Source organism: Streptomyces sp. Qhu_M48, from assembly GCF_051305195.1.
Taxonomy (GTDB): domain Bacteria; phylum Actinomycetota; class Actinomycetes; order Streptomycetales; family Streptomycetaceae; genus Streptomyces.
The window spans coordinates 1022136-1035332 of sequence record NZ_CP195432.1 but is presented as its reverse complement, the minus strand read 5'-3'; the positions used below and the strand labels follow the sequence as shown (position 1 = coordinate 1035332).

Sequence of the window (13197 nt, the reverse complement as noted above, 5' to 3'; positions counted from 1 at the left end):
TCACTTCTCCTTCTGCAGTACGGAGAGCGCGGCGATCAGCTCCGCCTGCGGCTCGGGGGTCACGTCGAGTGCTTCGAGGGGCGCGAGGCGCCGGTCGCGTTCGGCGTGCAGGACACGGTCGACGTACGAGAGGACCAGGTCGCCGCCCTTGTCGCGCAGGCGCAGGGCGGCCTGGGCGCCGAGGAGTTCGGCGAGGCGTTCGCCCGCGGCCCGGGTGCGCCGGCCGCCGAGGAGGGAGGCGGCGAGGAGGGCGGCGACGGTGTCGGCCTCGGGGGCGGCCGTACGGGAGGTGGAGGGGCGCTCCTCGCTCCGCACCTCCTCCTCGGCCAGTTCTTCGAGGACACGGCGCCAGCGCCGCACCTCCACGCCGATCCGCTCCGCCGTGTCGCGGTCGCCGCCGGTCCGCAGGGGGCCGAGGGCGTCGGAGGCGGGTTCGCGGCGCCACGTGTCCCGGACCTGCTCCTCGGCGGCGGAGACGGCGCAGTGGAGGAGGGCGGCGAGGGACTCGGCGAGGGCGTCGAGGAGCTCGTCGGCGGTGCTGTCGCGGGGGTAGGAGCGCCAGCGGGTGCGGGCGTCACCGGCGAGGACGGCGCCGCGGCCGAGCTCCTTGCGCACCCGCTTGCCCTGTCCGCCGTACGCGGCCTCGACGGCCCCGCCGAGCCGGACGGCTGCGGCGTACTGCGCGGCGACCGCGGCGGCCAGCTCGGGGAGCCGGGCGTCGAGGGAGTCGATGACGCCGGAGGCGGTCCGGTCGGCGGCCTGCTGGCGGGCGGCCGGGTCCTCGGCCCGGTGGGCGAGCCAGCCGCGCAGGGCGGCGACGGCGGAGTCGGGGAGCAGCCCGCTGCCGCCGTCGGCGGATTCGGGCAGCTCGGGGATGGTGAAGCGGGGCACGTCGCCGAGGCCGGCCTTGTCGAGCAGGGCCTCGTACTGCCGGGATACCTCGCCGATGACCTGGTGGGGGACGCGGTCGAGGACGGTGACGAGGGTGGCGTCGTACTCCTTGGCGGTACGGAGGAGATGCCAGGGCACGGCGTCGGCGTACCGCGAGGCGGTGGTGACCATCACCCAGATGTCGGCGGCGCAGATCAACTCGGCGGCGAGGAGCCGGTTCTCGACGACGAGGGAGTCGATGTCGGGCGCGTCGAGGAGGGCGAGGCCCCGGGGCATGGAGGACGCGGTCTCGACGCGCAGGGCGTTCTCCTCGGGGGGTGCGTCGTCGGCGGGGTGGTCCTCGTCGGCCTGGGGCAGCCAGACGCGGGTGAGCTGCGGGAGGACCCGCATCCCGGCGAACCAGTGGTGGTCCTCGGGGTGGCACACGAGCACGGGGGTGCGGGTTGTGGGTCTGAGGACACCGGACTCGCTGACCCGGCGCCCGACGAGGGAGTTGACGAGCGTGGACTTGCCGGCCCCGGTGGACCCGCCGACGACGGCGAGGAGCGGGGCGTCGGGATCTTTGAGCCGGGGCACCAGATAGTCGTCGAGCTGGGCGAGCAGCTCGGCCCGGGTCTGCCGGGCGCGTGGTGTGTCGGGGAGGGGGAGGGGGAGACGCACGGCGGCGACACGGTCGCGCAGGGCGGAGAGTGCGTCGATCAGCTGAGGCCGTTCGTCCAAGGTCACCACATGCGAAGAATGCCCAATTTATGAGTGTTTTTGAAGCCTATTGCGGCCCTGCGCGCCGAAGAGAGGGCCGGTGACCGGAAGCTCAGGCATAACGAGTGCACAACACCCGCCCCGAGCGATGCGAAAAGCGCTGCGCGAATCGCACCTGCCTGCGATTATCGTTCCGCTTCACCGAACCTCCACATCGTGCCACGCAGGTGAAGCAACCGGGCCAAGGCGATCGGAGCCCTATCCTTGTCCCGGCAGGCCACACCCCACCCACAAGGGGCTCCTGACCACACGATCACCACCCGGCCCCCGTAGCTCAGTGGATAGAGCAGGTGCCTTCTAAGCACTTGGCCGCAGGTTCGAGTCCTGCCGGGGGCGCACCGCGATCGACCCTCCTTCGGGAGGGTCTTTTTGCTGGCGGGGGGTGGCGGGAGCCGGTCCGGATTCCGCTGCCGGAGGTGGGGGCGGTCGGGTGAGGACCGCTCTTGACCTCAAGTTAGCTTGATATTTCAAACTCCTGCTCAGGGGGCGACGCCCGTCCCCGCGGACAACTCGCGGCAGGAGAGCCGACATGAGCACCGACGTCAGCACCGATCACGGCTTCTACTCGATCATCGACTACACCGTGGACGGTCCCGCGACCCAGGACGAGGTCGTGCGTGCCTTCGCCGACATCCAGGAGCGGTGGGTCAGCTTCTACCCCGGCTACCGTTCGGCCCGGTTCCACGTGAGCACGGACGGCACCCGGGTCTACAACATCGTGGCCTGGGCGAGCGAGGCCGACTACCGCAACTTCGTCGAGACCTCCGACACCGAGGGCCGGATGGCCGCCATCGGCGCGGCCCTGGAAGGGCTCACCGGCAAGGCCGAGGCCCGTATGAGCGGAGTCCCCACCTACACGGTCGTGCGGGAGATCGGTCCACGGACGCGGTAGTCCGCCCGACCCGTCGCCGTACCGCTCCACGGTCGGCACGGCACCCCGGGAGGGAGCCGGAAGGAAGCCGGAAGGAAGAAGGCAGTTGGTGAAGGTCGAGATGTACGGGGATGTGCTCTGCCCCTGGTGCTACATCGGGAAGCGGCGCGTCGAGGCCGCCGTGCGGCAGCTGGCCGACAGCGGCCGGGTGGAGGTGGTCTGGCGGAGTTACGAGCTCGCCCCGGACGAGGGGCGAACGCCCGGTCCGACGGCCGCCGAGGCGATGACGGCGTGGTGGGGCGACCGGGCGCCCGAGCGGGTCTCCCGGATCCAGGCGGAAGGCCGGCGGGAGGGGCTGGAGCTCAATCTCCACCTCGCCCGGCCGGTCAGCACGTTCGACGCGCACCGCCTGCTCCACCTCGCGGCCGAGCGCGGTCCGTCCGAGGCGGTACTGGAGGGTCTGCTGCGGGCGTACCACACCGAGGGTCGCAACATCGCCGACCCTCAGGTCCTGGAGCGGCTGGGCGTGGCAGCCGGGCTGCCCGCGGACGAGGTCCGTGCGGCTTTGGACGGTGACGCCTTCGCCGAGGACGTTCGGGCGGACGAGCGCCGCGCCGCCGCGCTGGGCATCGACAGCGTCCCTTCCCTCGTCGTCGACGGCGGTCCCCCGACCTCGGGAATCCAGTCGTCGGCCCGGCTCCGGGCCCTGCTGGAGGACGCCCTGGCCGCGTCGCACGACCCTGACCGGCGGGACACGCGCGACCGGCTCCCGCGGGGTTCGTCTCCGCGCCGCTGATCCTTCCGGAGGTGCGGGCCGCCTCCGAGGCGCACCCGCGTACACCCGGCCGGCGGCTACTCGGGCGCGGCGGCGAGTTCCGCGTTCGCCCTCGCGGTGACGTGGGCGAGGGCGCGGGCGGCGATCTCCCGGTCGGTCGCCGGGAGGTCGCCGTAGAGCCGCTCGGCCAGTTCCGCCACCGCGTCCGTGAAGCCCTGCCGGATCTCGTCGCCCTTCTCCGTGACGGAGGCTCCTGCGGCGTCGAGCAGCCCGGCGGCGACGAGTTCGTCGAGCAGCGTGTGCACCTCCGACGGGCCGATCTTGAGCCTCGCCGTCACCTGCTCGACGGCGCCGGCGCGGTCGAGTCCGTCGGCGACGGCGTTGAGCGCCACCGACTGGTGGAAGGTCAGGCCCGAGTCCACGAGCAGTCGGTCCCTTACGGCGGAGATCGCGTGGTACGCGATGCCGATCACACGGCCGTTCAGGACGGGGGCGGAGGGGGAGGTGACGGTGGTCATGGCGGGCGTCTCCTTCGTCGGCGTGCGGGGTGCGCTGGGTGCGCCGACCCCGAGCCAGAACCGGAGAGCTCTCCGGTTGGTGTGACGCGAGCTTAAGCGGAGAGCCCTCCGGTTCTCAAGAGATAACCGGAGACCTATCCGCTACGACCGTTACGCTGCTCCGCATGACCGCCCCCACCGAACGCGCCGACGCCGCCCGCAACCGCCTCCGCATCCTCGACGCCGCCCGGCGCCGACTCGCGGCGGACGGCTTCGCCGAGCTGTCCCTGGACGCGGTGGCCAAGGACGCCGGGGTCGGGGTCGGCACCGTCTACCGCCGCTTCCACAACCGGGCGGGGCTCGTGTACGCCCTGATCGAGGACAACGAGACCCGCTTCCAGGAGACCTTCGCCCGCCACTGCCAGGACGGGGCTCCGTCGGCCCACGACCGTCTGCGCGCCTTCCTGCACGGCATGGCCGACCTCGTCGACGACAACCGGGAGTTGCTGCTCCTGGCCGAGGCGAGCGCACCGGCGGGGCGCTACCGCAGCGCCCCCTTCCGCCGACACCACGAGCAGATCGTCGGCATGGTCACGGAGCTCGCCCCCGGCGTGGACGCCGCCTACGTGGCGGACCTGCTCCTCATGGCGTACACACCGGGCCTCTTCGACTTCCAGCGCACCGAACGCGGCTGGGGCGTCGACCGCGTCAAGCGTGGTCTCGACGCGGTGATCGCCGGTATCGCGGCTGTGGGAGAGGGCGGTATCGCGGCCACGGGTGAGGCCGGTCCGACGTCGGCGTGACCGGGGGCGGGCTGGTTCGACGTCGGCGTGACCGCGCCCGGGCCCCGCCCCACCCCTCCCCGCCCCACCCCTCCGTCCCATCGCGTCAGCGCAGCGCGCGGGGCAGCTTCACCCGGACCAGGGTGGTCTCCACGTCGCTGTCGACCAGGCGGCCGTTCGCGTCGAAGGCCGCGGGGCCGTCCGTCATGCCGAAGTCGTTGTCGTTGAGCAGGACCAGGGTCGAGGAGCCCTCCAGGGCGATGCCCTCGATCTTCCCCGGGACACCCTCGACCGTGTTGAAGTCGACCACCAGGCGCTTGGCGAGGACCGGTACGTCCGCGGCCGCCCCGTCGTCGAGCTGTTCGAGGCTCGGGGTGACCGGGGTGTCCCAGCGGGAGCCGAGGATGTCGGAGCCGCGGCGGAGGCGTACCTCGTGCACGCGGGAGGACTTGTCGGTGCGCTCCTGGACGAGGAGGCGGTCGTCGCCGAGCGCGACGACGGAGGAGATCTTCAGCTCGGCCGTCTTCGTCTGGCCGGGCTCGACGACGCCGACCGGGTCGAAGCGGTACGCGTACTCGGCGGTGACGCGGTTCTTGCGGGTCGAGAAGCGCAGCAGCCGCGTCGTGCGGGAGTCCTCGCCCGCGACCTTGTCGGGGTTGAGCAGCGGGCTCTGCAGGGCCAGGACCAGGTCGCCGCCGGGGAGCAGCGCGAGGCCCTCGAAGCCGCGGTTGGTCTTGCGCTTGAGGTAGATCGACGGGAGGGACTCGATGACCGGGTAGTCCGCGCCGGTCAGGGCGAGTCCCTCGGGGACGTGGCGGGCGAGGACCCGGCCCTTCGGGGAGACGTGCACGAGGGAGGGGCCGTACTCGTCGACCAGCCAGAAGCTGCCGTCCCGGTCCCGTACGAGACCCTCGGTGTCGAGGCCGTTCGGGTTGTACGGGAGCGGGGTCGAGGCGTCGTACGTGTACGGGGCCTCGTCGCGGCCCGGCTGGTTGGGCAGGCCGGTGACGGGGGCGCCGGAGGCCGTGGTGAGCGGGATGGACTTCAGGACCTGGACGCGGCCGCCGACGGCGCGGACCTTCACGATGGCCGGATCGAAGCCGGGCACGGGGAAGGTGCGCCGCTTGTCCTTGCCGACCGAGATCTGGCCGTTGGGGCCCCGGTCGGTGACCGTCCAGTACTCCCCGCGCCGCTCGGCCGGGTAGAGGTCGCTGCCGATGCCGCCGAGGTCGACGTCCCGGTCGTCGTCGACGCTGCCGGGCAGCAGGCGGTTGCTGAACGGGGCGAGCGGGATGTCCGGCAGCGTCGAGGTGGAGACGACGCGGGCGGCGGAGCCGTGCCGCGCCGGCTCGGCCTCGGCCGTCCCCATGACCACCGTGCACGCGAGTGCCACGGACAGCGGCAGGACCACGGCGGCGGGCCGGCGCAGGAGGCGCGGATTCATCTGAACTCCCTTTGGGGGCCTGGGAAGGCACGGAGGCATGAGGCGTATGGAGGTATGGGGCGTATGGAGGCACGGACGTCTGGACGTCTGGGCGTCTGGGGTGTGGACGCGTGGAGGCGTCGAGCACGGGGGTGTCGCCCCATGGCGGCGACCTCATGGTCCATTTCCGGCCACAACGCCGGGCATCGCGCGCACGACGGCCGGGCGAGTCCTGGGTGAACGCGCGGCGTCGGGCGGGACCCGCCCCCTCCTCCTCCGCCGCCCGGAGGAGAATCACGCCATGACGACGACCCCCCGCGCCCTCAACCGCTCCACCCTCGCACGGCAGTTGCTGCTCGACCGGGCACCGATCGGCGTCGGGGACGCCGTGCGGCGGGTGGTGGCGCTTCAGGCGCAGCAACCGGGTTCGCCCTATGTGGCGTTGTGGAACCGCGTCACGGACTTCGATCCGGAGCGGCTCGACGAGGCCCTGGCCGGATTCGAGTTGGTCAGATCGACCCTGATGCGGCTCACGCTGCACGTGGTGCACGCGGAGGACTACCGGGCCTTCCGTGAGGGCATGGAGCCGACGCTGCGCGGCTCACGGCTCCACGACCCCCGGTACAAGGCGGCGGGGTTCACCGCCGCGGACGCCGACGCGCTGCTGCCACGCCTGCTGGAGTACGCCGGGGAGGCGCGGACCGGGGCCCTGATGCGGGAGTGCCTGGAGGAGGCGCGGGGCGGGCCGGTGGAGGCCGTGGTCTGGCGGATGATCCGGCAGTACGCGCCGCTGTGGCACGCGCCTTCGGGGCCGCCGTGGTCGTTCGGGACGGCGCAGTCGTTCGTGACGGCGAGCACGCTGCCGGTCCTCGCCGATCCGGACGCGGCGGCCGCGGGGCTCGCCGTCCTGCTCCGGCGCTACCTGGAGGGGTTCGGGCCGGCGTCCGTCCCCGACATGGCCCAGTTCACGACGGCGCCGCGGGGCAGGGTGCGCGAGGCGGTACGGCTCCTCGAAGGCGATCTCGTCCAGCTGGAGGGGCCCGGAGGGACGGTGCTGTACGACGTGCCCGGGGCGCCGCTGCCCGACGGGGAGACCCCGGCGCCTCCCCGGCTGATGGCGATGTGGGACAGCGTCCTGCTCGCCTACGCGGACCGGGGGCGGATGATCCCGCCCGGGTACCGCAAGCACGTGATCCGGGTGAACGGTGACACGTTGCCGACGCTGCTCGTCGACGGGTACGTCGCCGGGGTCTGGCGGCCGGTCGAGGGAGGCATCGAGGCCTCGGCCTTCCACCCGTTGTCCGCCCGGGTCTGGGAGGAGATCGCGGGTGAGGCCGAGGCGCTCGACGCCTTCCTGGCCGCCCGGGACCCCCGGGTCTACGGCCGCTACGACCACTGGTGGGTCAAGGGCCTCCCGACGGTCGAGACCCGGCTGTTCGCGAGCCGCTGACCTCGCTCGGCGGCCCTCAGCCCGCCGTCCTCCCCCGGTGGCCGTCGGCTCACGGCGGTGGACCGCGCCCGGGTGCTCACCACCCGCTGTCCTCCCCCGGTGCCCCTCAGCCCGCCGTCCTCGTCAGGTCCTTCAGCGCGGTGTTGAGCTGGAGGACGTTGACGCGGGGTTCGCCGATGAAGCCGAGGATGCGGTCGTCGGTGTGGTCGGCGACGAGTCGGTCGACCTGGGCGACGGTGAGCCCGTTCCTCTCGGCGACCCGGTGGGCCTGGAGCTTGGCGTACTCCGGCGAGATGTGCGGGTCGAGGCCCGAGCCGGAGGAGGTGACCGCGTCGGCGGGGACGTCCGACGGCTTCACCGTGTAGCCGTTCACCGAGTTGTCCTTGATGACGGCGGCCTTGGCGTCCTTGACCCAGGTGATCAGGTCCTCGTTGTCGCCGGAGCGGTTGGTGGCGCCGGAGAGGATGATCGAGTACTGGGTGTTGACGCTGTTGGAGCCCAGGCCGTTGGACGGGCGCGGCTGGAACCAGCGCAGGTCCGGGGCGGCGGTCTCCTCGCCGTCCTTCAGGGGCAGGTCGTAGGTCTGGCCGATGAGTGCGGAGCCGACGACCTTTCCGCCGCTGTCCTTGACCTCGGAGCCGTTGGCCTGTCCGGGGAAGGCGACTTGGGCGATGCCGGTGACGGCGAGCGGGTAGAGGACGCCGGTGATCACGGTCAGGACGAGGAGGGCGCGCAGGCCGGCCCAGAGGACCCGGCCGGTGTTCGCTGCTGAGTTGTTCATCGTGGTCAGCCGATTCCGGGGATGAGGGAGAGGAGCAGGTCGATGATCTTGATGCCGATGAACGGGGCGATCAGGCCGCCCAGGCCGTAGATCCCGAGGTTGCGGCGGAGCATCGAGTCGGCGCTGGACGGCCGGTAGCGGACGCCTTTGAGGGCGAGGGGCACGAGGGCGACGATGATCAGGGCGTTGAAGATGACGGCCGAGAGGATCGCGGACTCGGGCGAGGCCAGGCCCATGATGTTGAGTTCGTCCAGGCTCGGGTAGGCGACCGCGAACATCGCCGGGATGATCGCGAAGTACTTCGCCACGTCGTTGGCGATCGAGAAGGTCGTCAACGCGCCCCGGGTGATGAGGAGTTGCTTGCCGATCTCGACGATCTCGATGAGCTTGGTCGGGTTGGAGTCGAGGTCGACCATGTTGCCGGCCTCCTTCGCGGCCGACGTTCCCGTGTTCATCGCCACGCCGACGTCCGCCTGGGCGAGCGCGGGGGCGTCGTTCGTCCCGTCACCGGTCATCGCGACGAGCTTGCCGCCGGCCTGCTCGCGCTTGATGAGGGCCATCTTGTCCTCGGGGGTGGCCTCGGCGAGGAAGTCGTCGACACCCGCCTCCTCGGCGATGGCCTTCGCGGTCAGCGGGTTGTCGCCCGTGATCATGACCGTACGGATGCCCATGCGGCGCAGTTCGTCGAACCGCTCCCGCATGCCCTCCTTCACGACGTCCTTCAGGTGGACGACACCGAGGACGCGCGCGCCCTTGTCGTCCTCCAGAGCCACCAGCAGCGGCGTGCCACCAGCCTGGGAAATCCGGTCCGTGAGCGCCTGCGCGTCCTCGGAGACACTGCCGCCCCGCTCCTTCACCCACGCCACGACCGAACCGGTCGCTCCCTTGCGCACCTTGCGGGCGGCCCCGTGCTCGACGAGGTCGACGCCCGACATCCGGGTCTGGGCGGTGAACCCGATCCACTCGGCACCCGTCAGTTCGCCCTGGTGGCGTTCGCGCAGCCCGTACCTCTCCTTCGCGAGGACCACGATCGAGCGACCCTCGGGCGTCTCGTCGGCGAGGGACGACAGCTGGGCCGCGTCGGCGAGTTCGGCCTCGGTGACCCCGGCGACCGGCGCGAACTCCGCCGCCTGGCGGTTGCCGAGGGTGATCGTGCCCGTCTTGTCGAGCAGCAGGGTGGAGACGTCGCCGGCGGCCTCGACCGCACGGCCCGACATCGCGAGGACGTTGCGCTGGACGAGCCGGTCCATGCCGGCGATGCCGATCGCGGAGAGCAGCGCGCCGATCGTCGTCGGGATCAGGCAGACGAGGAGCGCGGTCAGGACGATCAAGGAGGTCTGCTCGTCGGCGCCGGCGTAGATCGCGAACGGCTTGAGGGTGACGACGGCGAGCAGGAAGACCACGGTCAGCGAGGCGAGGAGGATGTTGAGCGCGATCTCGTTGGGGGTCTTCTGCCGCGCCGCGCCCTCGACCAGGTTGATCATCCGGTCGATGAACGTCTCGCCCGGCTTCGTCGTGATCTTGATGACGATCCGGTCCGACAGCACCTTCGTCCCCCCGGTCACCGCGCACCGGTCGCCGCCGGACTCGCGGATGACAGGGGCCGACTCACCCGTGATCGCGGATTCGTCCACCGAGGCGACGCCCTCGACGACGTCACCGTCGCCGGGGATGATGTCGCCGGCCTCGCAGACCACCAGGTCACCGATGCGCAGCTCGGTGCCGGGCACCCGCTCCTCGTTCGTGCCGATGATCCGGCGGGCGACCGTGTCGGTCTTGGCCTTGCGCAGGGTGTCGGCCTGCGCCTTGCCCCGGCCCTCCGCCACCGCCTCCGCCAGGTTGGCGAAGATCGTGGTGAGCCACAGCCAGGCGGTGATCGCCCAGCCGAACCAGTCCCCCGCGTTCATGACCGCGAGCACCGTGGTCACGACCGAGCCGACCAGCACCACGAACATCACGGGCGACTTGACCATCACCCGCGGGTCGAGCTTCCTGACCGCGTCCGGGAAGGACTTGACCAGCTGCTGGGGGTCGAACAGTCCGCCGCCGACGCGTCCGGCCTCGGCCGGGCGGCCGCTGGGTGTCCCGGGCCGCGGGGGCCGGGTGGGAGTGATGGTGCTCATGCTGCGAGCCCTTCGGCGAGCGGTCCCAGCGCGAGGGCCGGGAAGTAGGTGAGACCGGTGATGATGAGGATCGTGCCGACGAGGAGACCGGTGAACAGCGGCTTCTCGGTGCGCAGGGTGCCCGCCGTCTCCGGCACGGGCGTCTGCTCGGCCAGCGAGCCGGCCAGCGCGAGGACGAACACCATCGGCAGGAAGCGGCCCAGCAGCATCGCGATGCCGATGGTCGAGTTGAACCACTGGGTGTCGGCGTTGAGCCCGGCGAAGGCGGAGCCGTTGTTGTTGGCGCCCGAGGTGTAGGCGTAGAGGATCTCGGAGAAGCCGTGCGCGCCGGAGTTCGTCATCGAGTTCGACGGGGTGTCCAGGGCCATCGCCACGGCCGTGAAGCCGAGGACGAGCGCCGGGGTGACCAGGATGTAGCAGGCGGCGAACTTGATCTGGCGGGTGCCGATCTTCTTGCCCAGGTACTCCGGGGTGCGGCCGACCATCAGTCCGGCGATGAACACGGCGATGATCGCCATGACCAGCATGCCGTAGAGGCCGGATCCGACCCCGCCGGGCGCGATCTCGCCCAGCTGCATCCCCAGCATCGTGATACCGCCGCCGAAACCGGTGTACGAGGAGTGGAAGGAGTTCACCGCGCCGGTCGAGGTCAGCGTGGTCGCCACCGCGAAGAGCGACGAGCCGCCGATCCCGAAACGGGTCTCCTTGCCCTCCATCGCCCCGCCGGCCAGGTCGAACGCCGGGCCGTGGTGCGCGAACTCGGTCCACATCATCAGCGCGGTGAAGCCGACCCAGATCGCCGCCATCGTCCCCAGGATCGCGTACCCCTGCCTCAGCGAGCCGACCATCCGGCCGAAGGTCCGCGTCAGCGCGAAGGGGATGACGAGGATCAGGTAGATCTCGAAGAGGTTGGACAGACCGTTGGGATTCTCGAAAGGGTGGGCCGAGTTGGCGTTGAAGTAGCCGCCGCCGTTGGTGCCCAGCTCCTTGATGACCTCCTGCGAGGCGACCGCCCCGCCGTTCCACTGCTGGGTTCCGCCCGCGAACTGGCCGACCTCGTGGATGCCGGAGAAGTTCTGGATCGCACCGCAGGCCACCAGCACCAGAGCGCCCACCACCGAGACCGGCAGCAGGATCCGGACCGTACCCCGCACCAGATCGGACCAGAAGTTGCCCAGCTCACCCGTACGGGACCGGGCGAAGCCCCGGACCAGGGCGACCGCGACCGCGATGCCCACCGCCGCCGACACGAAGTTCTGCACCGCCAGACCACCGGTCTGCACGACGTGACCCATGGCCTGCTCGCCGTAGTACGACTGCCAGTTCGTGTTCGCCACGAACGACGCGGCCGTGTTGAACGCCTGGTCCGGATCGATCGACACGAAACCGAGCGAGCCGGGCAGCGACCCCTGCACCCGCTGGAGCAGATAGAGGAAGAGCACACTCACGGCGGAGAAGGCCAGGACGCCCCGCAGGTACGCGGGCCAGCGCATCTGCGTATCCGGGTCGGCACCGATGCCCTTGTAGATCCACTTCTCCACCCGCAGGTGCTTGTCGGAGGAGTAGACGCGGGCCATGTGGTCGCCGAGCGGGCGGTACGAGAGACCGAGCGCGACGATCAGGGCGAGGAGCTGGAGGACTCCAGCGAGGACGGGACTCATGGTCGTACCTCAGAACCTCTCGGGCTTGACGAGGGCGAGGACGAGATAGCCAAGCAGAGCGGCCGCGACGAGCAGACCGACGATGTTCTCGGCACTCACAGCTTGGCCACCCCCTTGGCGATGAAGGCCACCAGCGCGAAGACCGCGACCGTGGTGACGACGAAGGCCACGTCGGCCATCGTGAGCTCCCGGATGCAGGAAGAAGGAAGAACGGATTCTCGGACGAGATGAGGAAACCTCTCCTCGGAGCGCTCACCGCCTCCGTTGACGTGCCCCTAACGCCACGAATGCCCGTCTTGACGCTTCCCCTACGCGAACCCCTCCCCAAGGCTTCGCGGTGGCCTCCCCCGCGCCTGTCCCGAGGACCTTCCCGGGGCCCGCCTGACGCTGCGGCTCAGAGCAGCCCGGCCGTCCGGACTCCCAGCCATACGGCTCCGAGTCCGGCGGCCAGGCTCCCGGCGACGTTGAGCGCCGCGTACCCCTTCGCCCCGTCCTCGTACAGCTTCAGCGTCTCGTACGAGAAGGTCGAGTACGTCGTCAGCGCCCCGCACAGGCCCGTGCCGAGCAGCAGGTGCACCTGGGTGGAGGCGACCCCGGTGAGCAGGCCGAGCAGGAACGAGCCGGCGACGTTCACCGCGAACGTGCCCCAGGGGAAGCCGGGGCCGAACCGGGCCTTCGTGGCGCGGTCCGTGAGGTGGCGCAGGGGCGCGCCGACGGCGGCTCCGGCGACGACGAGCAGCCAGTTCACGCGCGCGCCGCCCCCGTCCGTACGGCCCTGGTGACGGTGACCCCGGCCAGGACGGCGGCGAGCGCGGTGACCACCGTCGCGCCCAGGTAGAGCAGTCCGCGGACCGGTTCGCCCGCGCTCAGCAGCCGCTCCGATTCGAGGCTGTACGTCGAGAAGGTGGTGAACCCGCCGCAGAGTCCGGTCCCGAGGAAGGGCCGGAGAAGCGGGTGCGGGGCCGCCGCGCGTTCCGTCAGGAGCACCATCAGGACGCCGAGCAGCGCGCAGCCGCTCGCGTTCACCGCGAACGTCGTCCAGGGGAAGGCGCCTTCGGGCGTCGGCCACAGGAGCGCCGCGCCGTAGCGGGCGGATGCGCCGAGCGCGCCGCCGACGGCCACCACCGTGACGACCGGCAGCTCGGCGCGCAGTCCCATGCGTCCCAGGGTACGAGGACGGACGC

General features: G+C 71.4%; 13 protein-coding genes and 1 tRNA gene. 5 read left to right on the top strand and 9 right to left on the bottom strand.

Annotated elements, in window-relative coordinates; genetic code table 11:
• Entirely contained in the window at positions 1-1611 is a 1611-nt protein-coding gene (locus ACRRSS_RS04965; protein WP_435975251.1) for a dynamin family protein, read from the bottom strand.
• A gap of 302 nt (positions 1612-1913) precedes the next feature.
• On the opposite strand from ACRRSS_RS04965, the gene ACRRSS_RS04960 reads away from it, so the two are divergent.
• From ACRRSS_RS04960 to ACRRSS_RS04950, 3 genes are all read left to right on the top strand, one after another.
• Positions 1914-1986 (top strand) — tRNA-Arg (locus tag ACRRSS_RS04960).
• A 193-nt stretch (positions 1987-2179) separates the two neighbouring features.
• Positions 2180-2542 (top strand): antibiotic biosynthesis monooxygenase, encoded by a 363-nt coding sequence (locus ACRRSS_RS04955; protein WP_435969994.1) that lies wholly within the window; start codon positions 2180-2182, stop codon positions 2540-2542.
• Between the two features lie 88 nt (positions 2543-2630).
• Complete coding sequence (locus ACRRSS_RS04950) at positions 2631-3317, top strand: DsbA family oxidoreductase (RefSeq protein ID WP_435975250.1); 687 nt, start codon at positions 2631-2633, stop codon at positions 3315-3317.
• Positions 3318-3373: 56 nt separating this feature from the next.
• On the opposite strand, the gene ACRRSS_RS04945 is transcribed toward ACRRSS_RS04950, so the two are convergent.
• Positions 3374-3814, bottom strand: coding sequence for a hypothetical protein (locus tag ACRRSS_RS04945; RefSeq protein ID WP_435969993.1), 441 nt, complete (start codon positions 3812-3814; stop codon positions 3374-3376).
• Between the two features lie 164 nt (positions 3815-3978).
• On the opposite strand from ACRRSS_RS04945, the gene ACRRSS_RS04940 reads away from it, so the two are divergent.
• Positions 3979-4596, top strand: a complete 618-nt coding sequence (locus ACRRSS_RS04940) for a TetR/AcrR family transcriptional regulator (RefSeq protein WP_435969992.1) — start codon at positions 3979-3981, stop codon at positions 4594-4596.
• An 85-nt stretch (positions 4597-4681) separates the two neighbouring features.
• Here ACRRSS_RS04940 and ACRRSS_RS04935 read toward each other — a convergent pair whose 3' ends face one another.
• Positions 4682-6019, bottom strand: coding sequence for an esterase-like activity of phytase family protein (locus tag ACRRSS_RS04935; protein WP_435969991.1), 1338 nt, complete (start codon positions 6017-6019; stop codon positions 4682-4684).
• A gap of 280 nt (positions 6020-6299) precedes the next feature.
• Here ACRRSS_RS04935 and ACRRSS_RS04930 point away from each other — a divergent pair, with 280 nt between their 5' ends.
• Entirely contained in the window at positions 6300-7448 is a 1149-nt protein-coding gene (locus tag ACRRSS_RS04930; protein WP_435969990.1) for a winged helix DNA-binding domain-containing protein, read from the top strand.
• Between the two features lie 106 nt (positions 7449-7554).
• Here ACRRSS_RS04930 and ACRRSS_RS04925 read toward each other — a convergent pair whose 3' ends face one another.
• The 6 genes from ACRRSS_RS04925 to crcB (ACRRSS_RS04900) all read right to left on the bottom strand — a co-directional run bounded on the left by ACRRSS_RS04925 (position 7555) and on the right by crcB (ACRRSS_RS04900) (position 13171).
• Complete coding sequence (locus ACRRSS_RS04925) at positions 7555-8229, bottom strand: potassium-transporting ATPase subunit C (RefSeq protein WP_435969989.1); 675 nt, start codon at positions 8227-8229, stop codon at positions 7555-7557.
• A 5-nt stretch (positions 8230-8234) separates the two neighbouring features.
• On the bottom strand, positions 8235-10352 hold the full coding sequence (gene kdpB, locus ACRRSS_RS04920) for a potassium-transporting ATPase subunit KdpB (RefSeq protein ID WP_435969988.1): 2118 nt from the start codon (positions 10350-10352) through the stop codon (positions 8235-8237).
• Positions 10349-12013 carry a potassium-transporting ATPase subunit KdpA gene (gene kdpA / locus ACRRSS_RS04915; RefSeq protein WP_435969987.1) on the bottom strand — a complete coding sequence of 555 codons (1665 nt, stop codon included), beginning with the start codon at positions 12011-12013 and terminating at the stop codon, positions 10349-10351. The genes kdpB and kdpA overlap by 4 nt, the downstream gene beginning before the upstream one ends.
• A 9-nt stretch (positions 12014-12022) precedes the next feature.
• Complete coding sequence (gene kdpF, locus ACRRSS_RS04910; RefSeq protein WP_033204243.1) at positions 12023-12112, bottom strand: K(+)-transporting ATPase subunit F; 90 nt, start codon at positions 12110-12112, stop codon at positions 12023-12025.
• Positions 12113-12407: 295 nt separating this feature from the next.
• Positions 12408-12761: a fluoride efflux transporter CrcB gene (gene crcB / locus ACRRSS_RS04905; RefSeq protein WP_435969986.1), complete on the bottom strand. Its 354-nt coding sequence runs from the start codon at positions 12759-12761 to the stop codon at positions 12408-12410.
• On the bottom strand, positions 12758-13171 hold the full coding sequence (gene crcB / locus ACRRSS_RS04900; protein ID WP_435969985.1) for a fluoride efflux transporter CrcB: 414 nt from the start codon (positions 13169-13171) through the stop codon (positions 12758-12760). The genes crcB (ACRRSS_RS04905) and crcB (ACRRSS_RS04900) overlap by 4 nt, the downstream gene beginning before the upstream one ends.
• Positions 13172-13197 lie beyond the last annotated feature (26 nt).